The sequence below is a fragment of the Nitratireductor aquimarinus genome, assembly GCF_017255295.1.
Lineage (GTDB): Bacteria > Pseudomonadota > Alphaproteobacteria > Rhizobiales > Rhizobiaceae > Nitratireductor > Nitratireductor aquimarinus.
Genome location: NZ_JAFKDE010000002.1, coordinates 359,345 through 380,878 on the forward strand (window position 1 = coordinate 359,345; position 21,534 = coordinate 380,878).

General features: G+C 62.5%; 28 protein-coding genes. 22 read left to right on the plus strand and 6 right to left on the minus strand.

Annotation, left to right across the window (positions count from 1 at the left end):
- Positions 1–176 precede the first annotated feature (176 nt).
- From JYP46_RS02040 to JYP46_RS02060, 5 genes are read left to right on the plus strand one after another with little or no spacing between them, the layout of a single operon-like run.
- Positions 177–962, plus strand: a complete 786-nt coding sequence (locus JYP46_RS02040; RefSeq protein ID WP_206544682.1) for an FCD domain-containing protein — start codon at positions 177–179, stop codon at positions 960–962.
- 50 nt (positions 963–1,012) lie between these two features.
- On the plus strand, positions 1,013–1,786 hold the full coding sequence (locus tag JYP46_RS02045; protein WP_206547122.1) for a (Fe-S)-binding protein: 774 nt from the start codon (positions 1,013–1,015) through the stop codon (positions 1,784–1,786).
- The gene (locus tag JYP46_RS02050) at positions 1,786–3,225 is read left to right on the plus strand and encodes a LutB/LldF family L-lactate oxidation iron-sulfur protein (protein ID WP_206544684.1); all 1,440 of its coding nucleotides are present in this window, start codon (positions 1,786–1,788) and stop codon (positions 3,223–3,225) included. The genes JYP46_RS02045 and JYP46_RS02050 overlap by 1 nt, the downstream gene beginning before the upstream one ends.
- On the plus strand, positions 3,222–3,896 hold the full coding sequence (locus JYP46_RS02055) for a LutC/YkgG family protein (protein ID WP_206544685.1): 675 nt from the start codon (positions 3,222–3,224) through the stop codon (positions 3,894–3,896). Before JYP46_RS02050 ends, JYP46_RS02055 begins: the two co-directional genes overlap by 4 nt.
- A gap of 3 nt (positions 3,897–3,899) precedes the next feature.
- Complete coding sequence (locus JYP46_RS02060; RefSeq protein ID WP_206547123.1) at positions 3,900–4,640, plus strand: metallophosphoesterase family protein; 741 nt, start codon at positions 3,900–3,902, stop codon at positions 4,638–4,640.
- A gap of 59 nt (positions 4,641–4,699) precedes the next feature.
- Here JYP46_RS02060 and JYP46_RS02065 read toward each other — a convergent pair whose 3' ends face one another.
- Entirely contained in the window at positions 4,700–4,840 is a 141-nt protein-coding gene (locus tag JYP46_RS02065) for a hypothetical protein (RefSeq protein ID WP_206547124.1), read from the minus strand.
- Between the two features lie 146 nt (positions 4,841–4,986).
- Between JYP46_RS02065 and JYP46_RS02070 the strand changes: the two genes are divergently transcribed.
- From JYP46_RS02070 to yidC, 8 genes are all read left to right on the plus strand, one after another.
- Positions 4,987–5,631, plus strand: coding sequence for a hypothetical protein (locus JYP46_RS02070; RefSeq protein WP_206547125.1), 645 nt, complete (start codon positions 4,987–4,989; stop codon positions 5,629–5,631).
- Positions 5,632–5,662: 31 nt separating this feature from the next.
- Entirely contained in the window at positions 5,663–6,400 is a 738-nt protein-coding gene (locus JYP46_RS02075) for a 16S rRNA (uracil(1498)-N(3))-methyltransferase (protein ID WP_206544799.1), read from the plus strand.
- A gap of 115 nt (positions 6,401–6,515) precedes the next feature.
- On the plus strand, positions 6,516–7,889 hold the full coding sequence (locus JYP46_RS02080; RefSeq protein WP_206547126.1) for a glutamate--cysteine ligase: 1,374 nt from the start codon (positions 6,516–6,518) through the stop codon (positions 7,887–7,889).
- Between the two features lie 146 nt (positions 7,890–8,035).
- Positions 8,036–8,929 (plus strand): DUF937 domain-containing protein, encoded by an 894-nt coding sequence (locus JYP46_RS02085; protein ID WP_206547127.1) that lies wholly within the window; start codon positions 8,036–8,038, stop codon positions 8,927–8,929.
- A gap of 117 nt (positions 8,930–9,046) precedes the next feature.
- Positions 9,047–9,673 carry an FMN-binding negative transcriptional regulator gene (locus JYP46_RS02090; protein ID WP_206547128.1) on the plus strand — a complete coding sequence of 209 codons (627 nt, stop codon included), beginning with the start codon at positions 9,047–9,049 and terminating at the stop codon, positions 9,671–9,673.
- Between the two features lie 217 nt (positions 9,674–9,890).
- Complete coding sequence (gene rpmH / locus JYP46_RS02095; RefSeq protein WP_206544691.1) at positions 9,891–10,025, plus strand: 50S ribosomal protein L34; 135 nt, start codon at positions 9,891–9,893, stop codon at positions 10,023–10,025.
- A gap of 23 nt (positions 10,026–10,048) precedes the next feature.
- Positions 10,049–10,429, plus strand: a complete 381-nt coding sequence (gene rnpA / locus JYP46_RS02100) for a ribonuclease P protein component (protein ID WP_113154294.1) — start codon at positions 10,049–10,051, stop codon at positions 10,427–10,429.
- The gene (gene yidC / locus JYP46_RS02105) at positions 10,422–12,239 is read left to right on the plus strand and encodes a membrane protein insertase YidC (RefSeq protein ID WP_206544800.1); all 1,818 of its coding nucleotides are present in this window, start codon (positions 10,422–10,424) and stop codon (positions 12,237–12,239) included. The genes rnpA and yidC overlap by 8 nt, the downstream gene beginning before the upstream one ends.
- A gap of 107 nt (positions 12,240–12,346) precedes the next feature.
- Here the strand turns inward: yidC and JYP46_RS02110 are convergent, their stop codons facing one another.
- Positions 12,347–12,970, minus strand: a complete 624-nt coding sequence (locus JYP46_RS02110) for a TetR/AcrR family transcriptional regulator (protein ID WP_206544692.1) — start codon at positions 12,968–12,970, stop codon at positions 12,347–12,349.
- Positions 12,971–13,073: 103 nt separating this feature from the next.
- Between JYP46_RS02110 and JYP46_RS02115 the strand changes: the two genes are divergently transcribed.
- From JYP46_RS02115 to yihA, 5 genes are all read left to right on the plus strand, one after another.
- Positions 13,074–13,919, plus strand: coding sequence for an NAD(P)H-binding protein (locus JYP46_RS02115; protein WP_222473817.1), 846 nt, complete (start codon positions 13,074–13,076; stop codon positions 13,917–13,919).
- Positions 13,920–14,207: 288 nt separating this feature from the next.
- A complete protein-coding gene (locus JYP46_RS02120; RefSeq protein ID WP_206547130.1) occupies positions 14,208–14,846 on the plus strand; it encodes a CatB-related O-acetyltransferase in 639 nt (212 codons plus the stop codon).
- A gap of 107 nt (positions 14,847–14,953) precedes the next feature.
- Positions 14,954–15,322, plus strand: coding sequence for a hypothetical protein (locus tag JYP46_RS02125; protein ID WP_206544695.1), 369 nt, complete (start codon positions 14,954–14,956; stop codon positions 15,320–15,322).
- Complete coding sequence (locus JYP46_RS02130) at positions 15,319–15,627, plus strand: hypothetical protein (protein WP_206544696.1); 309 nt, start codon at positions 15,319–15,321, stop codon at positions 15,625–15,627. The genes JYP46_RS02125 and JYP46_RS02130 overlap by 4 nt, the downstream gene beginning before the upstream one ends.
- Positions 15,628–15,774: 147 nt before the next feature.
- Complete coding sequence (gene yihA / locus JYP46_RS02135) at positions 15,775–16,422, plus strand: ribosome biogenesis GTP-binding protein YihA/YsxC (RefSeq protein WP_113156189.1); 648 nt, start codon at positions 15,775–15,777, stop codon at positions 16,420–16,422.
- Between the two features lie 57 nt (positions 16,423–16,479).
- On the opposite strand, the gene msrB is transcribed toward yihA, so the two are convergent.
- The 4 genes from msrB to JYP46_RS02155 all read right to left on the minus strand — a co-directional run bounded on the left by msrB (position 16,480) and on the right by JYP46_RS02155 (position 19,116).
- Complete coding sequence (msrB, locus tag JYP46_RS02140) at positions 16,480–16,989, minus strand: peptide-methionine (R)-S-oxide reductase MsrB (RefSeq protein WP_206547131.1); 510 nt, start codon at positions 16,987–16,989, stop codon at positions 16,480–16,482.
- Between the two features lie 182 nt (positions 16,990–17,171).
- The gene (locus tag JYP46_RS02145; RefSeq protein WP_206544698.1) at positions 17,172–17,726 is read right to left on the minus strand and encodes a fasciclin domain-containing protein; all 555 of its coding nucleotides are present in this window, start codon (positions 17,724–17,726) and stop codon (positions 17,172–17,174) included.
- Between the two features lie 128 nt (positions 17,727–17,854).
- Positions 17,855–18,580: an anti-sigma factor gene (locus JYP46_RS02150; protein ID WP_206547132.1), complete on the minus strand. Its 726-nt coding sequence runs from the start codon at positions 18,578–18,580 to the stop codon at positions 17,855–17,857.
- A complete protein-coding gene (locus JYP46_RS02155) occupies positions 18,577–19,116 on the minus strand; it encodes a sigma-70 family RNA polymerase sigma factor (protein ID WP_206544700.1) in 540 nt (179 codons plus the stop codon). The genes JYP46_RS02150 and JYP46_RS02155 overlap by 4 nt, the downstream gene beginning before the upstream one ends.
- Before the next feature lie 192 nt (positions 19,117–19,308).
- Between JYP46_RS02155 and argB the strand changes: the two genes are divergently transcribed.
- The 4 genes from argB (at position 19,309) to JYP46_RS02175 (ending at position 21,532) form a co-directional block, all read left to right on the plus strand.
- Positions 19,309–20,202 carry an acetylglutamate kinase gene (gene argB, locus JYP46_RS02160; RefSeq protein ID WP_206544701.1) on the plus strand — a complete coding sequence of 298 codons (894 nt, stop codon included), beginning with the start codon at positions 19,309–19,311 and terminating at the stop codon, positions 20,200–20,202.
- A gap of 91 nt (positions 20,203–20,293) precedes the next feature.
- On the plus strand, positions 20,294–20,710 hold the full coding sequence (locus JYP46_RS02165; RefSeq protein ID WP_162742248.1) for a nuclear transport factor 2 family protein: 417 nt from the start codon (positions 20,294–20,296) through the stop codon (positions 20,708–20,710).
- Complete coding sequence (locus JYP46_RS02170) at positions 20,707–21,102, plus strand: MerR family transcriptional regulator (RefSeq protein ID WP_206544702.1); 396 nt, start codon at positions 20,707–20,709, stop codon at positions 21,100–21,102. The genes JYP46_RS02165 and JYP46_RS02170 overlap by 4 nt, the downstream gene beginning before the upstream one ends.
- A complete protein-coding gene (locus JYP46_RS02175; protein WP_206547133.1) occupies positions 21,092–21,532 on the plus strand; it encodes a carboxymuconolactone decarboxylase family protein in 441 nt (146 codons plus the stop codon). The genes JYP46_RS02170 and JYP46_RS02175 overlap by 11 nt, the downstream gene beginning before the upstream one ends.
- Positions 21,533–21,534 lie beyond the last annotated feature (2 nt).

The following is a 21,534-nucleotide window of genomic DNA, read 5'->3' on the forward strand; positions in this document are numbered from 1 at the left end:
CAAGTATGCTACCGGCTTTGCGCAGGGCGCAATGCGCGAATGCCATTGGCTGATAGTCTAATTATTGGACAAAGAAATTGACCAGTTTGACGGGCTTGCGTTATTCTCCGTCTCACGAAAGCGTTTGAGCGCCGAGAACGGCAGACGAGAACGGCATACGAGAGCGGCAAGGGCCGGTGGAAGCAGTTTTTTCCAGAATTGAGCATGCCCGCACGGCGGATGGCGTCATCCGGCAGATCGAGACGCTGATCCTCGAAGGCGTTCTGCGCGATGGCGACAGGCTGCCGGGCGAGCGCGATCTTGCGCGTCAGCTCGACGTGTCGCGTCCGATCCTGCGTGAAGCACTGAAGATGCTTGAAGAGCGCGGCCTGATCCTCACCCGCCATGGCGGCGGCACCTATGTGGCCGACATTATCGGGCAGGTTTTCACCACGCCGGTGCGCGAACTCATCGCCACCCATCGCAAGGCGACCGCCGATTATCTGGAATATCGCCGTGAGATGGAGGCCGTCGCCGCCGAGTTTGCGGCGCGGCGCGCGACGCCGGAGGATCTGGTTCTCCTGCAGGCCATCATGAAGCGCATGGATGCGGCGCATGCTTCTGAGGATTTCGAGGCGGAAGCGGCCTGCGATGTCGAGTTTCACAATGCGGTGGGCGAGTGCGCGCACAACATCGTTCTCCTGCACACGCTGCGCGCCTGCTACCGGCTTCTGTCGGATGGCGTGTTTCTGAACCGCGCCCGCATTTACGAACTGCCGGATGCGCGCAACACGCTGCTTGCCCAGCACCGGGCGATCCATGACGCAATTGTCGCGGGAAATCCCGAGGCAGCGCGTGCGGCTGCGGTCGCGCATATCGATTTCGTCGAAAAAGCCACCTTTCAGGCCGAGCGATCGGGCGACTGGCAGCGCATCTCGCGGCTGCGTCTCCATCAGCGCGGCGGAGAGGTTGCGGAACAATGAGCAAGCCAACCGGCCCTGCCGAACAATTCAAGCCAGCGAAAGAAGAACCGTTGAAAGAAGAAAGCACCTCACCGAAGCGCGTCGGCCTGTTCGTCACCTGCCTGGTGGACCTGTTCAGGCCCAGCGTCGGCTTTGCCGCCGTGAAGCTGCTGGAAGACGCCGGCTGCACCGTCGAGGTGCCCATGGCGCAAACCTGCTGCGGCCAGCCGGCCTATAATTCCGGCGACAGGGAAGACGCAGCCGCCATTGCGCGCCAGACCATCGAGGCCTTCGAAGATTTCGATTATGTGGTCGCGCCTTCGGGCTCCTGCGCCGGCATGCTCAAGAAGCATTATCCCGCGCTGCTCAAGGGCACGTCCTTCGAGGCGCGGGCCGAAGCCTTTTCGGGCCGGGTGCATGAGCTGGTGAGCTTTCTGGTCGATGTGCTGGGCGTCGCGTCGGTGCCGGTCAGCCATGAGGGCAGCGTCACCTATCACGATTCCTGTTCGGGCCTGCGCGAGCTTGGCATCCGTGCGCAGCCGCGCCAGCTTCTGTCTTCCATCGAGGGGCTGGAACTCAAGGAGATGCAGAACCCCGATGTCTGCTGCGGCTTCGGCGGCACGTTCTGCGTCAAATATCCCGACATCTCCAACAAGATCGTTGAGGAAAAGACGGCCAGCATCGAGGGAGCCGAGGCGGGCACGCTGCTCGCGGGCGATCTGGGCTGTCTCATGAACATGGCAGGCAAGCTGCACCGTCAGGGCAGCAAGGTTGAGGTTCGTCACGTGGCCGAGGTTCTGGCCGGCATGACCGACAAGCCGGCAATCGGCGGGGGAGGACGCTGATGGAGGTACAGTCTCCGCAGTTCAAGGAAAAAGCGCGCAAGGCAATGGCCGACGAGCAGTTGCAGCGCGCCATGGGCAAGGCCAAGGTCGGCTTTGTCTCCAAGCGCAGGAAGGCGGTCGACGCACTGCCTGAGTTCGACGAGCTGCGCTCCTCGGCGCGCGCGATCAAGGATCACACGCTCGAACATCTCGACCTTTATCTGGAAGCCTATGAGCGCAAGGTGATTGCGTCGGGTGGTCGGGTGCACTGGGCCGAAACGGCCGAGGATGCCCGTCAGGCGGTGCTCAGCATCTGCCGGGCGGCCGGTGCGCGCACGGTCACCAAGGGCAAGTCGATGATCACGGAGGAGATCGCGCTCAACGATTTCCTCGAAAAGGAAGGCGTGCGCCCGGTCGAGACCGATCTGGGCGAATACATCATCCAGCTTCGCGGCGAGCATCCGAGCCACATCATTGGCCCGGCGCTGCATTTGAACAAGGAACAGGTGGAAGAGGATTTCCGCCGCGTTCACACAGAGCTTCCGCCGGAGCGCGACCTGTCGCAGCCCGAATCCCTGCTCGGCGAGGCGCGAAACATCCTGCGGCCGCAGTATTTTCAGGCCGATGTCGGCATCACGGGCGCCAATTTCCTGGTGGCCGAAACCGGCACGTCGATCATTGTCACCAATGAGGGCAATGGCGATCTGACACAGACGCTGCCGCGCATTCACATCGTCGTCGCCTCCATCGAGAAGGTGGTGCCGACGCTGGAGGATGCAAGCCAGATCCTGCGCGTGCTGGCCCGTTCGGCCACCGGTCAGGACATGAGCGTCTACACCACGCTCTCCACCGGGCCGCGCCGCCCGGACGATCCCGACGGGCCGGACGAGTATCACGTCATCCTGCTCGACAATGGGCGCTCCTCCATGCTCGGCACGGAGTTCCATGAGATGCTGCGCTGCATTCGCTGCGGCGCGTGCATGAACCACTGTCCGGTCTATCACGCGGTTGGCGGCCATGCGTATGGCTGGGTCTATCCGGGGCCGATGGGCTCGGTGCTCACGCCCTCGCTTGTGGGCGTCGACAAGGCGGGGCATCTGCCCAACGCCTCGACCTTCTGCGGGCGCTGCGAATCCGTCTGCCCGATGCAGATCCCGCTGCCGCGCATGATGCGCAACTGGCGCGAGCGCGAGTTCGAGCGGGGGCTCAACCCGGCGGCGCAGCGCTTCGGCCTCGGCTTCTGGGCGTTCTTCGCCCGCCGTCCGAAGCTCTATCGTCTGGCCACGTCGATGGCGATCCCGACGCTTTCGGGGTTTGCCGGACGGCGCGGCTGGTTCCGTTCGCTGCCCTTTGCGGGCGGCTGGACGCGGCACCGCGATCTGCCGGCCCCCGAAAGCCGCACATTCATGCAGCAATGGCGCGACCGCGAGGCCGGAAAATCTGAAAGGAGCGCGGTATGAGTGCGCGCGAAGCCATTTTGGGCAAGCTGCGTTCGGCAGCGTCTGTTTCCGCCAGCGATCATGCGCGGCGCGAAGCCGTTGAAAAACGCCTCGCCAAGCCGCCCCGCGGGTTGATCCCGGCGCGCGGCCAGCTGGAAGGCGAGGCGCGGATTGCCCTGTTCTGCAGCATGGCCGAGGCCGTGACGGCTACCGTCGAGCGGGTCGGCAGCGCCGATGACGTGCCGAAAGCCGTCACCCATTATCTGCGCTCCAGGAATCTTGCGCCCAGCGTGCGCATGGGCGACGACAAGCGCCTCAAACGCATGGACTGGGCGAGCCAGAAGTCCCTTGAGGTGAAGCACGGGCGCGCCGAGCCGCAGGATGAAGTGGGCGTCAGCCACGCACTCGCCGGCATTGCGGAAAGCGGCACGCTTGCCCTGCCTTCGGGCAAGGATAACCCCACGACGGTCAATTTTGTGCCCGATCACCATGTCATCGTCGTTGATGCGAAGGACATTGCCGGCGATCTTGAAACGGTGATTTCCCGCGTGCGGCGCAAATACGGCAGAGGTGAAATGCCCAGGGTTCTCAATCTCATCACCGGGCCATCGCGGTCGGGCGATATCGAGCAGACCATGCTGCTTGGCGCGCACGGTCCGCGCGCCCTGCACATCATCGTCGTCGACGGGTGATCCATGGCGATCGGGGTCTCCTGCAATGAGGCTTCGACGCCCGAGGGCATGCGCCTCTATGCGGTGGGTGACATTCACGGCCGGCATGATCTGCTGGCCGCGATGCATGCGCGGCTCATGGAGGAAATTCTCCATGACAGGCCTGCCGACTGGCGCATCATCTATCTGGGCGATTACGTGGATCGCGGCTCCAATTCGCGCGGGGTGCTCGAATATCTCGCCAATCTGCGCGAGAGCGACCCGCGTGTCATCGCGCTTGCCGGCAATCATGATGTGGGGTTCCTCGACTTCCTGTCGAACCCCGATCCGTTCGGTCTCTTCTCCTGCCATGGCGGGTTCGAGACGGCGCTTTCCTATGGCGTGGAAATCGACCTGACCTCACGCGAAGCGATGGAGCCGGGGCATGCCGCCCTTGTGCGCGCGGTGCCGCAGCGGCACAGGGCCTTGCTCGCGACCCTGCCATATTCCGTTTCGTTCGGTGATTTCTTCTTCTGCCACGCCGGCATTCGTCCGGGCGTACCGCTGGAAGATCAGACGCCCGACGACCTCACCTGGATCAGGCGTGCATTTCACGCGCATGAGGGGCTGCACCCCAAGCTCATTGTACACGGGCACACGCCGGTGCGCGCGCCGGAGATTTGCAGCAACCGGGTCAATCTCGACACGGGCGCATGGCACACCGGTCGGTTGACGGCTCTCAGAATGGAAGGTCGGGAGAAAGTGCTGATCGAGGCCGCCTGTTGAGGAAGGCGGCCTGTGGGATCACGACTGAGCGCGCTGTTTGGCTGCGCTCAGATTGAAGTCTAGTCGACGGCGGTGGAGATGCCGTAGCCATCCACGGGATGGTGGTCGCCGGTGGCGCCTGCCGAAAGGAGTCTTGCTCCAATCAGTGTGAACGCTGAAACGGTAATCAGAAACACGACAGTTGCACGCCCGATTGTCATCCGGCCAAAGTCCCCTTGAAGGTCAACAAAAAGCAGCTCCCCATGCCGCGGAGGCTGCTATAAACGAAAACAGCTTAAGATTGAAACAAATTATACGCCAATACCCACATACTTTATGACAGGTCCCGAAATTGGTGGAAAACCGAATGAGTCTGCAGAATCGCGTTAATCCATTCGGGCAATTGATTGCAACCCATGCGCGCGGCCTCTTCACCGGCAATCGTGGGGTGATTCATGATCCTGACACAAAGACGCTCCTGCGCCGCCGCTGGACAACCAAAGCGTGGATCATCTGTCAGTGCAGTTTCAGGGGGCGGCGCCGCGAGGTGATGGGCCGTAACGGGCCCTCCGGCGGGGCGGGCTGGACCGAGCTCTTCTTTCTCGATGAGGTCACGGCGCTGGCGGCAGGCCATCGGCCCTGCTTCCATTGCCGCAGGGAGCCCGCCACGCGCTTCATGAACTGCGCGCGCGAGGCCAGTCAGTCTCCGCAGATGAAGGCCCCGGAGGCGGACGCCATCCTGCATGCGCAGCGCTATGCCGTCACCGGAACACCCGTGGAGCTCTCCGCATCGCAGGTCGCAAAGCTGCCCGACGGGGCAATGATCGCCATTGGCGAGAGAGCCCATGCGCTGCGTTCCGGTGTTCTTCACGAATGGGGCTTCGCGGGATATGGCGCGGCCCGCACCCTCGAAAGCCTGCCACCCGTCGTCCAGCTGCTGACGCCGCGTTTGAGTATCTCGGCGCTTGAGGCCGGTTACGCGCCGGTCTGGCATGACAGCCTCGCCTCTTGACGCGGCATCGCCGATCCACCATCAGACCGCCATGCGTGCGAATTACAAATTGCAGCGGCTGTTCATCGATGCCGCACTCGCCCCCGACGCCGAGGTGGAAACCAGCCGGGAACAGGCCCACTATCTCAGCCATGTTCTGCGCCTGCGCGAGGGAGCCGAGGTTCTCGTCTTCAATGGCCGCGATGGCGAATGGCATGCGGAGCTCATTGAAGCCGGCCGCAAGTCGGTGCGCCTGCGCATGACGAAACAGGCCCGGCCGCAGACCCCGCTGCCCGACCTGCTTTATTGTTTCGCTCCCCTGAAGAAGGGGCGGCTCGATTATCTGGTGCAGAAGGCCGTGGAAATGGGGGCAGGGCGTCTCCAGCCGGTCATCACCCAGCACACCCAGGTGGCCAAACCCGGCACGCAGCGCCTCGAGGCCAATGTGATGGAGGCTTCCGAGCAGTGCGGCATTTTGGCCGTGCCCGAGGTGCTGGAGCCGGTGAAACTCGACCGGCTTCTTGCCGACTGGGATCCCGAACGGCGTCTCATTTTCTGCGATGAGGATGCGGCGACCAACAATCCCATGCAGGCGCTTTCGGGCGTTACCGAGAAGAAGCTGGCGCTGCTTGTGGGGCCGGAAGGCGGGTTTTCCGACGCGGAACGCGCCCAATTGCGCGCTTTGCCCTTCGTCACATCCATTCCGCTCGGTCCGCGCATTCTGCGCGCCGACACGGCAGCCGTTGCGGCACTCGCCGTCATTCAGGCAAGCGTTGGCGACTGGGAATGAGTGGAGTAGTAAAGCGCTTGTGAAGAGAGGTTGACGCTCCTGTCAGCACTTTTTACTTGAAGCGGATTGTCAGCATGGTCCATCAGATCGCTGATGGTTTGCCAGGAGAGCAGTTATGGCCCGTGACACCACCGACAATCGGCCGATCGAGCGGGTCGAAGAACTTGCCGACGATCTCGCGAAGGGCTGCAAGCCTCGCGAGAAATGGCGCATCGGCACCGAGCACGAAAAATTCCCCTTCTATGTCGATGGCAATCGCCCCGTTCCCTATGAGGGCGAGCGCGGCATCAAGGCCGTTCTGGAAGGCATGCAGCGCGTTCTCGGATGGGACCCGATCAATGATGACGGGAATATCATCGGCCTTGTCGAGCCGACGGGGCAGGGCGCCATCTCGCTGGAGCCGGGCGGACAGTTCGAATTGTCCGGCGCACCGCTGGAGACGCTCCACCAGACCTGCCGCGAGGGCAATGCCCATCTGGCGCAGCTGCGCGAGATCGCAGAGCCGCTCGGCATTCGCTTCCTCGGTCTCGGCGGCAGTCCCAAATGGACGCTGGCCGAAACGCCGCAGATGCCCAAATCGCGCTACAAGATCATGACCGCCTACATGCCGAAGGTCGGCACACAGGGCCTCGACATGATGTACCGCACCTGCACCATTCAGGTTAACCTCGACTTCGAGACCGAAGCCGACATGCGTCGCAAGATGCAGGTCGCGCAGCGCCTGCAGCCGCTTTCCACGGCGCTGTTCGCCAATTCTCCGTTCACCGAAGGCCGGCTGAACGGCTACCAGTCATGGCGCGGCGAGATCTGGCGCGACACCGACAATCAGCGTTCGGGCCTTCTGCCCTTCGTGTTCTCCGATAATTTCGGATTCGCCGATTACGTCGAGTGGGCGCTCGACGTGCCGATGTATTTCATCATCCGCGACGGCCGCTATCACGACTGTACGCACGTCACCTTCCGCCAGTTCATGAATGGCGCGCTGAAGGATGAGGTGACCGACGGCCTGCCCACCATTGGCGACTGGTCGAACCATCTTTCCACCCTGTTCCCGGATGTGCGCCTCAAGCGCTTCCTGGAAATGCGCGGCGCCGATGGCGGCCCGTGGCGGCGCATCTGCGCGCTCCCGGCCTTCTGGGTCGGTCTGCTCTACGATCAGGCCGCGCTCGACGCCGCCCATGATCTGACTTCGGACTGGTCGTTCGAGGAGATCGAGGTGATGCGCAACGCCGTGCCGACGGAAGGTCTTGCCACGCGTTTCCGCAATCACGACCTGCGCGAGGTTGCGCGCGAGGTTCTGGCCATTTCGCGCAAGGGCCTTTCCGCCCGCAAATGTCTCAATCCGGAAGGCTATGACGAGGCGAGCTTCCTCAGCCCGCTTGATGAGATCGTGGCCCGCGGCACCACGAGCGCGCAGGAGCTCGCCAACGCGTTCAACACGCGCTGGGACCGCTCGATCGAACCGGTGTTCCTCGAGCAGGCCTACTAAGCCTGCCCGGACCGGCGTTTTTTCGGACCGGCTTTTCGGGTCGGCAAAGACAAAGCGCGCTTGTCGGGTTATCTTCCTGAAACAATGGTTTGCTATCCGCCAATCACCGTCGGGGTGACGCTGGCGGGATTACTAAGGAGATGCCCATGCTTCCGCTGTTCGAGATGCTCAACAATGCCGGTCAGGGACAGGGCGTGGACCAGTTCGCCCGGCAGTTCGGCATTTCGCAGGATCAGGCGCAGCAGGCCATGGAAGCGCTTCTGCCGGCTTTCAGCCAGGGCCTGAAGCGCAACGCCGCCGACCCCTATGGCGCGGGCAATTTCCTTGGCGCGCTGGCGTCGGGCCAGCACGCCAAATATTTCGAGGATGCGGCAAGCGCCTTCAGCGCGCAGGGCATGACCGAGGGCAATGGCATTCTTGGCCATCTCTTCGGCTCCAAGGATGTGAGCCGCGCCGTGGCCAGCCACGCCGCACAGGCGACCGGGCTTGGCGAAGACATGATCAAGCAGATGCTGCCGGTGCTCGCCTCCATGATCATGGGTGGCCTGTTCAAACAGTCGACGGGCCAGATGCCCGGCGCGCAGCCGCGCCAGACGCAGGCGCAGGCCGGCGGTGGTGGCATGCTGGGTGACCTGATGGAGCAGATGATGCGCCAGATGGGGCAGCAGCCGGGTTCCACGCAGTCGCGCAGCCGCGCGCCTTCGGGCATGAGCCCTTCAGACAATCCGTTCGGGCAGATCCTTGAGGGCATGTTCGGTGGCGGTGCAGGCGGTTCTTCCGGGCGCAGCGCTCCCTCCGGCGGGCAGGGCAACAACCCGCTTGGCGATATTTTCGATCAGTTCCTGAGGGGCGGTCAGGGCGCATCGCAGACCCGTCGCGAACCGGAACCCGAGCCCAATCCGAGCGGGCGTCCGCGCAATCCCTATGACGATCTGTTCGGCCAGATGTTCGAGACCGGACGCCAGACGCGCGACGATTATGAGCGTGGCGTCGAAAACATCTTCGAGCAGTTCCGGCAGGGCATGGAGCGCCGCCGCTAATCTCTCTGCAGCCTGTTACGCCACAGCGGCTTTCCGGTTGTGCAAGGTGGCCGCGGTTCTTTTGCGCGATGGCGAAGCGTTCTATGTCTGGTTCATTCCCGGAGGAGATGAGCCTTGATGTATTGTCCGCCCGCCTTTCGCGTTGAAGAACTCGCATCGCTTCACGGTCTGATGCGTGCGGCGCGGCTCGCCAATGTCGTCACTTTCGGGGCCAACGGGCTGCATGCCAGTCCTCTTCCCCTGTTCCTTGACGAAACCGAAGGTCCTTTCGGCACGCTTTACGGCCATTTCGCGCGCGCCAATGCGCAGTGGAAGGATGCACCGTTGAGTGATGCGCTGGCGATCTTCATGGGGCCTGACGCCTATGTCTCGCCCTCCTGGTATGCTTCCAAGAAGGAGCATGAAAAGGTCGTCCCCACCTGGAACTACAGTGCGGTTCACGCGCGCGGCCCGATCGAATTCTTCGATGATGAGGCGCGGCTTCGCGATGTGGTGGAGCGGCTGACCAATCTGCACGAGGCCGAACGACCGGAGGTCTGGTCGATATCGGATGCGCCCGCACCCTTCCTCAGGGGGCAGCTGCGCGGGATCATCGGGCTGCGGCTTCCCATCACCGGTCTTGAGGGCAAGAACAAGATGAGCCAGAACCGCAGCGCCGCAGACCGGGCCGGTGTCGCAGAAGGAATGGCCGGCAGTTCTCACGCCTCCGAGAGGGCGGTTGCAGGGAAGATCCCGGTGGAATGAAGCCCCGTCCCGCATTTCACATGGGGACCGTTTGACGCGGTAATGCCTGTGAAGCGCCGTTTTGATTGACTCAACGCATCCATAATCCTATAAGCCCGCCACGCTTGGGCCTTGCGTCTGGCGGCGTGTTGTCACGCCTTCGGACATGCCCGAAAAAGCGAAGCTCCTGTTCAAAGAAACAGAATAAAGAAGGGCCGCACTCCGCGGTATTAAATAAATGAAGCGTACATATCAGCCTTCCAAGATCGTTCGTAAGCGTCGGCACGGATTCCGCGCCCGCATGGCCACAAAGGGCGGTCGCCGCGTTATTGCAGCGCGTCGCAGCCGTGGTCGCAAGCGGCTGTCCGCATAAGGTTCGGAGGCGAGGCCGGAAAGATGACGGACCGGCCAGCCGTCCCACCCCCGGCGCGTCTTAAAAAGCGCGCCGAATTTCTGGCTGTCCGTCGCGGTGAAAAACGGCGCGGGCGGCTTTTTTTGCTGGAAGTGCTTGATCGTGGGGATGAAAATCCGCCGCGGCTGGGCATTACGGTAACGAAAAAAGTCGGCAACGCGGTTGTTCGAAACCGCGTGCGCCGGCGGCTCAAAGAAGCCTGCCGCCTCCACGCGGTCCACGACATGGCCGCCGGCAAGGATTATGTGATCGTGGCGCGGCGTTCTGTGCTTGATGCACCGTTCGCCTCCCTGAAAGACGAGCTTTCCCGCCGTATCGGAGAAACCGAGAACCGGCGCGGAAAGGGCAAGGACCTTGATGGATAACAATCGCAATTTTCTCATCACGATCGCGCTCTCCGTGGTGATCCTGACGCTCTGGCAGGTGTTCTACATGAACCCGCGCATTGAGTCGGAGCGCGAGATCGCGCAGATCGAAACGCAGCAGGCCGCGGAAGCCGCACAGGCCCTTGCGCAATCCAACGGTGAGAACAGCGATATTCCCACCCCGACCAGCGGAGCCGGTGCGGTGCCGGGAACTGCCGGTCAGGCGGCCGTGCCTGCCGACCGCGAGACGGCGATTGCCGGCAGCGAGCGCGTGGAGATCAACACGCCGCGCATTTCGGGCTCCATCAATCTGACCGGCGCACGTCTCGACGACCTGCTCCTCAAGGATTACCGGGTCACGGTCGACAAGGATTCGCCGAACATCCAGCTTCTCAACCCCTCGACCGGTCCTGACGGCTATTATGTCGAGACCGGCTATGTGGGTTCGGAAGCCGCTGGCGCGCTGCCGGGTCCGTCCACCCAGTGGACCATCACCGAGGGCGAGGTTCTCACCCCCGATACGCCTGTCACGGTCTCCTTCACCAACGACAAGGGCCTGACCTTCAATCGTACCTTCTCGGTCGATGGCAATTACATGTTCACCGTGTCGGACGCGGTGGAGAATGCTTCCGGCGCTCCGGTTGCGCTGCGCAATTATGGCCGCACCACCCGCATCGGCACGCCCGCGACCTCCGGCATCTACATTCTGCATGAGGGCCTCATCGGCGTGACCGGCGAGGAAGGCCTGCAGGAAATCGATTATTCCGACGTCGAGGAAGAAAAGCGCATCACGCCCGGCAAGTCGTCCGATGGCTGGCTCGGCATCACCGACAAGTACTGGGCGGTCACGATGATCCCCCGTACCGGTCAGGACTTCCAGCCGCGCTACACCTATTCCGGCGACACCACCCCGCGCTACCAGGCCGATTATCTGACAGACGAGATCGTGGTCGCCGATGGCGCTTCGGTCACCTCTGAGCTGATGGTTTTCGCCGGTGCGAAAGAGGTCAATGTTGTCGACGCCTACGAGACGGCCGATGGCGTGCGCCAGTTCGAGCTTCTGATCGACTGGGGCTGGTTCTACTTCCTCACCAAGCCGATGTTCTTCCTCATCGACTGGCTGTACAAACTGCTCGGCAATTTCGGCCTGGCCATCCTGGCCACCACGGTTGTCGTCAAGCTCATCTTCTTCCCGCTCGCCAACAAGTCCTACAAGTCCATGGCGAACATGAAGAAGGTTCAGCCTGCCATGCTCGAAATCCGCGAGAAATATGCGGATGACAAGATGAAGCAGCAGCAGGCGATGATGGAGCTCTACAAGAAAGAGAAGATCAATCCGCTGGCCGGCTGCTGGCCGATCCTGATCCAGATTCCGGTGTTCTTCTCGCTCTACAAGGTGCTTTACGTCACCATCGAAATGCGTCACGCACCGTTCTTCGGCTGGATTCAGGACCTTTCGGCTCCCGATCCGACGTCGATCTTCAACCTGTTCGGTCTGCTGCCTTACGACGTTCCGGCCTTCCTGATGATCGGCGTCTGGCCGCTGATCATGGGTGTCACCATGTTCCTGCAGATGCGCATGAACCCGACGCCGCCGGATCCGACGCAGGCCATGATCTTCAACTGGATGCCGGTGATCTTCACCTTCATGCTGGCCACGTTCCCGGCCGGTCTGGTGATCTACTGGGCATGGAACAACTTCCTCTCCATCGTCCAGCAGGGCGTGATCATGAAGCGCCAGGGCGCGAAGATCGAGCTCTGGGACAATCTGGCCGGATTGTTCAAGAAGAAGCCAAAACCTGCCGAATAGGCGGTAATCAAAGAAAAAGCCCCGGTTTGACCGGGGCTTTTTTGTTTTCGGGCGATTGGCCGCCGCGCTTCATCCGTCTGTGCGCGGATGCTGCAGGTCCGGCGCGTTTAATCGAGCAGTTCGCGCAGCGCCATGCGCTTGTAATCGTCCACCAGACGGCGGCCTTCCGCTTCAGGCATCTGGATCGCCAGCCGCATGGTCGCCTCGCCCAGATGGATGATCAGAAGGGCGGTGGAGGCCGTGGCGTCCGGGTCGCGCGCTGGCTTGGCGCGCAGCATCGCAGCAGCCAGTTCCTGCGCATTGGCGCGCGCATCTTCCAGATCCAGATCGCAAAGCGCCTTGTCGGCCTGCGTGCCCGACCAGATGTCTCGCATCACGGGCTCCGAGAGGAACATCGCGTAATACTCGTCGATCAGCTCCGTGAAAGCCTGTTCCAGCTCGCTCGGGCTGGAGACGCCATCAAGCCCCTGACAGATACAATCCCGGCCCGCCTCGTTGTAGTGCTCGGCCAGCGTGCGGACGATGGCGGCCTTGTCCGGGAAATACTGGTAGAGCGAGCCGATGGAGATGCCCGCCCGCGCGGCCACATCGCTCATCCTGAGCTGATCACTTCCTGCTTCCGCAATCATCTGTGTCGCCACCGCAAGAATGCGCTCCACGCGCTCCTGAGCGCGTTTCTGCATGGGCCTCTTGCGAATGCTGGCGCCGTGGCCGGTTTCCGTCTCAGACATCGAAATCCTTTTGTGAGGGATGCTCACATTGCTGTTGACATCAATAATATGAGGATTTATCACATTTGCAAATGTGAGAGTTTATCACTTTATGGAGGCCAGCATGACAGACCAGCAGATCGACCCAGCCCGACCCATTCTCGTGACCGGCGGCACGGGCAAGACCGGCCGCCGCGTTGCGGCGCGGCTCGGCGAGGCGGGCATTCCCGTCCGCGCCGTCTCGCGCAGCAGCGAGATCCCGTTCGATTGGGAAAAGCCGGAGACATGGGATGCAGCGCTTGATGGCGTGGGTGCCGCCTATGTCAGCTATTATCCGGACCTCGCGGTGCCGGGCGCTGCCGAGACGGTGGATGCGTTTGCGAAGCGCGCGCTGGAGAAAGGCGTAAAGCGGCTGGTGCTTCTGTCGGGCCGGGGCGAAGAAGGAGCCGAGCACGCAGAGCAGCTCCTGATGCAGAGCGGGGCCGACTGGACGATCCTGCGCGCGGACTGGTTCTTCCAGAATTTTAGCGAAGCCTTCTTTCTCGATGCGATCCTGGCCGGCGAACTCGCCTTGCCCGTCGGCGATGTGCGCGAGCCCTTCATCGACGTTGAGGATATCGCCGACGTGGCCTTCGTCACGCTCACGCAGCCAGGTCATGCGGGCAGGGCGTACACGCTCACAGGCCCGCGTTCCATGCGCTTTGACGACATGGTGAGCGAGATCGGGCAGGCGTGCGGGCGTGACATCCGCTTCATTCAGATCCCGGTCGACATCTTCGTGGAAGGCGCGCGCCAGCAGGGGCTTGAGGAGCCGCTTGTGGCCCTCATGCGCGAATTGTTCACCGAGGTTCTGGACGGGCGCAATGAAAGCGTGAGTGACGATGTAGAGAAGCTGCTCGGCCGCCCGCCGCGCGACTTCTCCGATTTTGTCCGCCGTACGGCGCAGACCGGCGTCTGGGATGTCGCCTGATCCACGCTCGACGCAAACCTGATGAGGATGCCGTCATGACCGTCCGCTCTTTGCATTGGCCGTTCTTGCCACGCTGGAGCGGGCGTCATGGCGGCGTCTTCCTGACGTTTTGCCATTGTTGCCCGCGCGCCGTGCCTCCGCTATGAAAGGGGCCGTAATCAGGGAGAGCCTTCGATGAACAACTAAGGGGACCGCAACAGACACGCCGCCGTGACTTCAGGTCCGGTCCGTTTTCCGCATGCCGGAGGCGGTGTTTTCTTCCCCTTTGTTGAGATCAAGGAGGTCCTCATGCACGGACCCAATCCCGCCACGCCATATCCCATGGCCGGCTTTCCCCGCACCGTGTTCCTGAAAAATTTCATCACCCGTCCCAATATCGAGGTGGGCGACTTCTCCTATTACGACGATCCGCAGGGCGCGGAGCGTTTCGAGGAGAACAATGTCCTCTACCATTTCGACTTTCTGGGCGACCGGCTGGTCATCGGCAATTTCGTGGCCATCGCCCATGGCTCGACGTTCATCATGAACGGCGCAAATCACCTCATGACCGGCTTCTCCACCTTTCCCTTCAACATTTTCGGCAATGGCTGGGAGGAAGGTTTCGACGCCCGGACCTATCTGGAGCACGGGCGCGGCGACACGATTGTCGGAAACGATGTGTGGATCGGCCGACAGGCGCAGATCATGCCGGGCGTCACCATTGGCGACGGGGCGGTGATCGGCGCGAACGCCGTGGTCGCCTCCGACGTTCCGCCCTATGCGATTGCCGTGGGCAATCCGGCCCGTGTCCTGCGCGTGCGCTTTGCGCCGGAAACCGTGGCGGCGCTTCTCGATATCGCATGGTGGTCCTGGCCCGCCGAGAAGATCAGCCGCAACCTTGCGGCCATTCGCGGTGCGGATCTGGAGGCCCTGAAGGCTGCCCGCTGAGGCGGCCTTCATCCCTTCCTCATTAAACTTGACTTTTTCAGTAAAGTATTGTGTCTGTGGTCGGGTCGCTCCGAACCTTCGGGGCGGAAAGCCGAGAGACAGGCGACATGATACATCTGGATCCGATTGGTGACTTTGCACCTCACCATCCTTGCGAAACGCAGGAGCTGGAACGTCATCGCGGCAAGCTCCTGCGTGTCGAGCGCCTGCGCTCCAAGGTGAAGGCGGCCAAGGCCGCCGCCGCAGAAAGCCTTTCCCGCGCAAACGACGCGCCGGAGCCGCATGACAGCGCAAACACGCTGTTCGTTGCCCTGTTCGACGCGCACTGCCGGGATCGGGAAAAGCTGTTCGAGGCCATGCGCGAGCTCGATGAGGCGTGCCGGGAGCTGCACGCCGCATCGGCGGGCATGAATTTCGTCGCCTCGCTCCCGCACCGGCCAGCCAAGCAATTAGAAGGGACTGCGTTTCACAGATGACTGGATTTGAGCGTCGCCGCGAAGAGGCGGAAATGCATCTGCGCATGCAGTTGATGAAGGAAATGAGCGAGGTCATGCAGCGCACGGGCCTCCCGCCGATGATCGTCATGCGCGAGGCCGTGCGGGCCATTGGCGTGATCTATCGCGAAACGGCCGATGCGCATCAGGGGCCGGGCTCCTGTTCCTGCGGATGGCAGCCGCAGGAAGCCGCCGATCTCGACTATCTGGGCCGCGCTCTGCTCGAGGCGAGCCGCCAGCCGCGCCGCCGCGACCTCGGCGCGATGCAGGTTCTCGGCACCGCCTGAGCGGTGCGTCCGGTGCGGTTTCCCCAACAGCGCTGTTGACAAAAGCCTCGCCAGTCTTGATGCCGTCATCTGAACGATAATGGAGATGATGGCGTGAACGCATCAGAAGATGGCGCAGCCACCGGCAACGCGCAGACTGAGCAGCAGATCGGCCGGCAGATCGACCGAACGAGTTTCCTGCGGCCGTGGGTGTTCCTGCGCGGCGCGCCTGCAATGAAGTTTTTGCCGCCGGAAGGGCCGCCAGAAGTGGCGTTCGCCGGTCGCTCGAATGTGGGCAAGTCGTCGCTCATCAATGCGCTCATCGCGCAGCGTGGTCTTGCGCGCACCTCCAACACGCCGGGCCGCACGCAGGAACTGAACTTCTTCGTCCCCGATGGCTATTCCGGCGCCGATGGCGACATGCCGCCCATGGCGATCATCGACATGCCGGGCTATGGCTTCGCCAAGGCGCCCAAGGCGCAGGTCGACGCCTGGACGGAACTGGTGTTCGATTATCTGAGAGGCCGGGTGACGCTGAAGCGCGTCTTCCTGCTGATCGACGCACGCCACGGCATCAAGAAGAATGACGAGGAGGTCATGGACCTGCTCGACAAGGCTGCCGTTTCCTATCAGGTGGTGCTCACCAAAATCGACAAGATCAAACCGCCCGCAGTGGTGCGGCTGCTTGCCGATACCGAAGCGCAGCTGAAGAAGCGCGCCGCAGCCTATCCGGAGATCGTCGCCACCTCTTCGGAGAAGGGGCATGGCATGGACGAACTGCGCAACGCCATCGCGCGCGCCGTCTCGGACGGCTGACGCGCGAAGACGAGAATGAGCAGGCTCAGCCGGGCGCAGGCTCACCCGGGCGCAGACTTAGCTGGGCATTGTGGGGCCGGGCCTGAACTGCATGGCCACGCCATTGATGCAGTGGCGCTTGCCGGTCGGTTGCGGTCCGTCATCGAAGATGTGGCCCAGATGACCGCCGCAGCGGCGGCAGTGGCACTCGGTGCGGGTCATGAACAGCGAGTTGTCCGGCCGCGTGCCGATGGCGTTCGGCAGCGCTTCCCAGAAGCTTGGCCAGCCGGTGCCGGAATCGTATTTCACTTCAGATGAATAGAGCGGCAGGTCGCAGCCTGCGCAATGGAAGAGCCCGGCGCGCTTCTCATTGTTCAGCGGGCTCGTAAAGGCCCGTTCCGTCGCTTCTTCGCGCAGAACCGCAAACTGCTGTTCGGTCAGGATGGCGCGCCATTCGTCTTCGGTCTTCGTGATCTCGAAGGTCTCGGCCATGGCGCTGCCGCCGGGGCGCTTGTGCGCCATAAATGCGCCTCCGGTCAGGGTCGCGAAAGCGCCCGCCGCGCCATAAAGAAAATTACGCCGTCTCATCGTCAAACTCCTTCGCACATCATGCCGTGCATTGAACGCCGGGAATTCCGGGAGGATTCGGGCTGACCCTAAGCCCGGTGATCCATCACCTCCAAGTCAAGTCGGTGTGAGATGAGGGGTTACTGAAGGGCAGCCGAAGCCGCCCTCCAGATGCGTGCCAGATGCCTGAAAGCAATCTGCGATCAGCCCTTCGGCAGAAGCACCGTGTCGATGACGTGGATGACGCCATTCGACTGGTCGACGTCGGCAATGGTCACAGTCGCCACATTGCCGTTCTCATCGGTCAGGGTGATGTTGTCGCCGTCCATCTTGGCTTCCAGCATGCAGCCGCCAACGGTCTTGACCGGGTGGTTGCCGCCATCATCGGAAATCATCTTGCCGATGGCATCGGACATGGCTTCGGTCGCGACCACGTGACAGGTCAGGATCGTGGAAAGCTGGTCCTTGTTTTCCGGCTTCAGCAGCGTCTCGACCGTGCCGTCCGGCAGTTTTTCAAAGGCGGCGTTGACCGGTGCAAACACGGTGAAGGGGCCTTCGCCGGACAGCGTGTCGACCAGGCCTGCAGCCTTCACGGCAGCCACCAGCGTGGTGTGATCTTTCGAGTTGACCGCGTTTTCGACGATGTTCTTGTCGGCATACATGGCTGCGCCGCCAACCATCGGGTTTTCGGCCAGAGCCGATCCCGTGAAAGCGAGAGCGAGCGAGCCGGCGAGAAGGGAAGCAGTGATCTTGCGCATGTCTAAACTCCTCAGGTTCGTTTGCGGGACCGCCTTCATGGCCGGCCCTTTTGGGAACACGAGGAGCCACGGATGCCTTCCGCGGAGAGTTTCAAAAAAAGTTCGATTTTTTTTGAAGAAGGCCGAAATCAGATGTCGCGCAGGTCGCCGAGCGCAACCACCGGACCCGTCGGCGCGCCCGATGGCGATCCGCCCAGCGGCTCCGTGGTGATGGCGAAGACCGCACCGGCGTCGATGGCCTCACCGAGCGCCTGGCTCAGCGCAACGTGAACGCTGGACCCGACCGGAATGATGCCCAGAGAAACCGGCGCATTGTCGCCCTCTATGGCCCAGAGTTCGAAGTCGCGCCCATCGGGCCGCGCGCCCGAAACATGCGAGAGCGAGACATCGCGTTTCGTCCCGTCATAGACCGCGAGATAACGCACATCCGTGTCGTCATGGGCGAGGGAGGCGACGAAACGCTGCTCGGCCACCGGCGGTGCACCGAAGGGCAGGCTGGTATAGGTCAGCGCGACATAGGCGGCAAAGGCCAGAAGCGCCGCCACGGCGAAACCGCGCCAGAATGCGAGGCTCGACCATAACCCCGGTCGGCTGGTCTGCGGGCCCGCACCGAACAGGCTTGCATCGATGGCTGTCTTCACACGGGCGGGCGCTTCCGCCGGTTCATAGGCGTCGGCCATGGGGGCAAGCTGCGCCTCCCACCGTTCCACGAGACGCGCGAATTCGGGTTCCGTTTCGATGCGGCGCGTGGCGGCGGCGCGCTCATCGGCAGCGAGAACGCCCAGCACATATTCGGCTGCAACGAGATCGTCCCCGTCGCGTCTGTCCGGTCCGTGTTCGTCTGCCACCGTCATCGTTCCAGGCATTCCCTGAGCTTGAGCAGGCTGCGCCGCAGCCAGGTTCGCATTGTGTTGAGCGGCACGTCGAAATGTGCTGCAAGTTCGGCATAGCTGTCGCCGTTGAGATAGGCTCCCCGCACCGCCGTGGCGCGGTCGGCCTCCAGTTCGGCAAGGCAGGCGTCGATGCGCCGCCGTTCGCTGCCGGCCTGAGCCATGGCCTCGGGGGTCGGCGCGGGGTCGGCAATTGCGTTCGCCTCATCCAGTTCTTCCGTCGGGGCCTTGCGCGCCCGCAGCCGGTCGATGGCGTGATTGCGCGCCACCGCCACGAGCCAGGTGATCGGGCTCAGGTCCGACGCGGCAAACCGGTCGGCCTTGGTCCATATCTTCACATAGACTTCCTGCAGCGCCTCTTCGGCCTCCGCCCTGTCTTTCAAGACACGCAGGCAGACGCCAAAGAGTTTCGCGCTCGTGTGCCGATAAAGCAGATCGAACGCCGCACGCTCCCGGAGCGCGGTTCTGAAGATCAGCTTCGTTATCTCATCTGGCGTCATGGGCGGAAGATTAGGCGGATTGTCGACTTGTGGGAAGGCGGGTTTGCAGATCAGCTAGGGCGCGCACAGACAAAGGCAAGGGGGCGACTGCCGCGCGGATCAGGCTTTTTGTGTCCGGGGCATGCAAGATCATTTCACTTGCTGCGAAAAATGCTTTATGAAACCGCCGTTTTGACTTTGGGGAATAACGCGATGACGGACATGACGGAAACTGCAGAAGCACAGGCGCGCTTTCTTTCGGCGGCGCTGCCTTACATGCAGCGTTATGAGAACAAGACCATCGTCGTGAAATATGGCGGTCACGCCATGGGCGACAATGCGCTTGGGCAGGCTTTCGCCCGCGATATCGCGCTCCTCAAACAGTCCGGCGTCAGCCCCATCGTCGTTCATGGCGGCGGCCCGCAGATCGCGGCCATGCTCAAGAAAATGGGCATCGAATCGAAGTTCGAGGGCGGTCTGCGCGTGACCGACGCGAAGACCGTGGAGATCGTCGAGATGGTGCTTGCCGGCTCCATCAACAAGGAAATCGTGGCGCTCATCAACGCCGAGGGCGAATGGGCCATCGGCCTGTGCGGCAAGGACGGCAACATGGTGTTTGCCGAAAAGGCGCACAAGACGGTGGTTGATCCCGATTCCAACATCGAGCGCGTGCTCGATCTCGGTTTCGTCGGCGAGCCGGTGGAGGTCGACCGCACTTTACTGGACCTTCTGGCCCATTCTGAAATGATCCCCGTCATCGCTCCGGTCGCGCCCGGCCGCGACGGTCACACCTACAACATCAATGCCGATACGTTCGCCGGCGCGATTGCCGGTGCTGTGCGCGCCACGCGCCTCCTGTTCCTGACCGACGTGCCGGGCGTGCTCGACAAGGACAAGAACCTGATCGACGAGCTGACGGTCGCCGAAGCGCGCGCGCTCATCAAGGACGGCACGATTTCCGGCGGCATGATCCCCAAGGTTGAAACCTGCATCCAGGCGATTGAGCGGGGCGTCGAAGGTGTCGTCATCCTCAACGGCAAGACCGCGCATTCCGTGCTGCTCGAGCTCTTCACCGAGCATGGCGCGGGCACGCTGATCGTTCCGTAAGGGACGGCTGCGGAAAAAACGCGAAAACCCGCTTGACCTGGAGTTCACTCCAGCAAGTAGATGCATGTGTGCACACAATGGAGATGCACACATGCAAGAGCAGATCATCATCGAGAATTTCCTTGCGGCGCTGAAGGCAGGCGATGTCGACGGGGCCTGCGCCTTCGTGGCGGAAAATGCCGTCATCATTGGCGTCCGCGCCGAGCCGAAGCCCTCCGTTCCGCCCTATGGCGCGCGCTGCGGGCATGATGGCTTCCGCACCTTCCTTGCCGCACTCGGACGCACCTTCAAAAGCCAGTCGCTCACGGTGGAGCACCTTGGAGCGGGTGAGGGCGTTGCCTTCGCCAGCGGGCAGCTTGACCACATCGTCGCCGCGACCGGAAAGCGCTTCTTCAGCGAATGGGTGCTGCGCTGCCGCGTGCGCGAAGGCAAGATCACACACTATCAGTTCTGTGAGGACAGCGCCCGGCTCGAAGACGCGCTGTCGCCAGTCGGGGAGGCCGCATGAAGATTGGCGAAGTGGCAAGGCGCACCGGCCTGAGCATCGACACGCTGCGCTATTACGAAAAGCTCGGCCTCATTGATCCGCCATGGCGGCAGGGCGGCCAGCGCGCCTATGACGACAACATCGTCAAATGGCTGAACTTCATCAAGCTGTTGAAGGCCACGGGCATGCCGCTTGCCGATGTCGAGACCTATGCGCGTCTGCGCCGTGAGGGCGAAGGAAGCTCCGCCGAGCGCCGCGAGATGCTGGAGCATCAGCGCATGTTGGTTCTGGCGAAGATCGCCGAACTTCAGGAATGCGTCGAACTGCTCGACTACAAGATCATGAACTATGCCGAAATCGAAGCGCGCCACCGCGCCGAAGACGGCCGGAAGGACCAGACCCATGACCATTGAAACCGTCGCTGAAACCGCCGCAAATGCGTCCGCGCTCGAAAAGGGGCGGGCCATCGCCGCAAGGCTCAATCCCGATCTCGAAGATATTTTGTCAGAGCGCTATGATGCGGTCCTGCCGGGGTTTTCAGAAACGCTGATCGAAAGCGCCTATGGGCGTTTCTACGCCCGCGAGGGGCTCGACCTCAAAACGCGCCAGCTCGCCACTGTGGCAGCGCTCACGGCGCTTGGCGGGCAGACAGCGCCCCAGCTCAAGGTGAACATCGAGCATGCGCTGGCGGCGGGTGCGGGCGAACGCGAAATTCTGGAAGTGATCCTGCAGATGGCGGCCTATGGCGGCTGGCCGGCGGCCATCAACGGGCTCAACGCGGCGCTCGAACTCTTTGGCGAACGCGCCCGCTCGCCGGACGCCTCCGCCTGGAACGGCCAGTAGCC

Bases quoted from the DNA above. Each gene is read 5' to 3' on its own strand.
- rpmH (WP_206544691.1), top strand. From the start codon at position 9,891: ATGAAGCGTACATATCAGCCTTCCAAGATCGTTCGTAAGCGTCGGCAC.
- JYP46_RS02080 (WP_206547126.1), top strand. From the start codon at position 6,516: ATGGCCCGTGACACCACCGACAATCGGCCGATCGAGCGGGTCGAAGAA.
- JYP46_RS02085 (WP_206547127.1), top strand. From the start codon at position 8,036: ATGCTTCCGCTGTTCGAGATGCTCAACAATGCCGGTCAGGGACAGGGC.
- JYP46_RS02090 (WP_206547128.1), top strand. From the start codon at position 9,047: ATGTATTGTCCGCCCGCCTTTCGCGTTGAAGAACTCGCATCGCTTCAC.
- rnpA (WP_113154294.1), top strand. From the start codon at position 10,049: ATGACGGACCGGCCAGCCGTCCCACCCCCGGCGCGTCTTAAAAAGCGC.
- JYP46_RS02075 (WP_206544799.1), top strand. From the start codon at position 5,663: ATGCGTGCGAATTACAAATTGCAGCGGCTGTTCATCGATGCCGCACTC.
- JYP46_RS02175 (WP_206547133.1), top strand. From the start codon at position 21,092: ATGACCATTGAAACCGTCGCTGAAACCGCCGCAAATGCGTCCGCGCTC.
- msrB (WP_206547131.1), bottom strand. From the start codon at position 16,989: ATGAGACGGCGTAATTTTCTTTATGGCGCGGCGGGCGCTTTCGCGACC.
- argB (WP_206544701.1), top strand. From the start codon at position 19,309: ATGACGGACATGACGGAAACTGCAGAAGCACAGGCGCGCTTTCTTTCG.
- JYP46_RS02155 (WP_206544700.1), bottom strand. From the start codon at position 19,116: ATGACGCCAGATGAGATAACGAAGCTGATCTTCAGAACCGCGCTCCGG.
- JYP46_RS02170 (WP_206544702.1), top strand. From the start codon at position 20,707: ATGAAGATTGGCGAAGTGGCAAGGCGCACCGGCCTGAGCATCGACACG.
- JYP46_RS02130 (WP_206544696.1), top strand. From the start codon at position 15,319: ATGACTGGATTTGAGCGTCGCCGCGAAGAGGCGGAAATGCATCTGCGC.
- yidC (WP_206544800.1), top strand. From the start codon at position 10,422: ATGGATAACAATCGCAATTTTCTCATCACGATCGCGCTCTCCGTGGTG.
- JYP46_RS02115 (WP_222473817.1), top strand. From the start codon at position 13,074: ATGACAGACCAGCAGATCGACCCAGCCCGACCCATTCTCGTGACCGGC.
- JYP46_RS02145 (WP_206544698.1), bottom strand. From the start codon at position 17,726: ATGCGCAAGATCACTGCTTCCCTTCTCGCCGGCTCGCTCGCTCTCGCT.
- JYP46_RS02050 (WP_206544684.1), top strand. From the start codon at position 1,786: ATGGAGGTACAGTCTCCGCAGTTCAAGGAAAAAGCGCGCAAGGCAATG.
- JYP46_RS02165 (WP_162742248.1), top strand. From the start codon at position 20,294: ATGCAAGAGCAGATCATCATCGAGAATTTCCTTGCGGCGCTGAAGGCA.
- JYP46_RS02055 (WP_206544685.1), top strand. From the start codon at position 3,222: ATGAGTGCGCGCGAAGCCATTTTGGGCAAGCTGCGTTCGGCAGCGTCT.
- JYP46_RS02125 (WP_206544695.1), top strand. From the start codon at position 14,954: ATGATACATCTGGATCCGATTGGTGACTTTGCACCTCACCATCCTTGC.
- JYP46_RS02110 (WP_206544692.1), bottom strand. From the start codon at position 12,970: ATGTCTGAGACGGAAACCGGCCACGGCGCCAGCATTCGCAAGAGGCCC.
- JYP46_RS02120 (WP_206547130.1), top strand. From the start codon at position 14,208: ATGCACGGACCCAATCCCGCCACGCCATATCCCATGGCCGGCTTTCCC.
- JYP46_RS02060 (WP_206547123.1), top strand. From the start codon at position 3,900: ATGGCGATCGGGGTCTCCTGCAATGAGGCTTCGACGCCCGAGGGCATG.
- JYP46_RS02150 (WP_206547132.1), bottom strand. From the start codon at position 18,580: ATGACGGTGGCAGACGAACACGGACCGGACAGACGCGACGGGGACGAT.
- JYP46_RS02065 (WP_206547124.1), bottom strand. From the start codon at position 4,840: ATGACAATCGGGCGTGCAACTGTCGTGTTTCTGATTACCGTTTCAGCG.
- JYP46_RS02070 (WP_206547125.1), top strand. From the start codon at position 4,987: ATGAGTCTGCAGAATCGCGTTAATCCATTCGGGCAATTGATTGCAACC.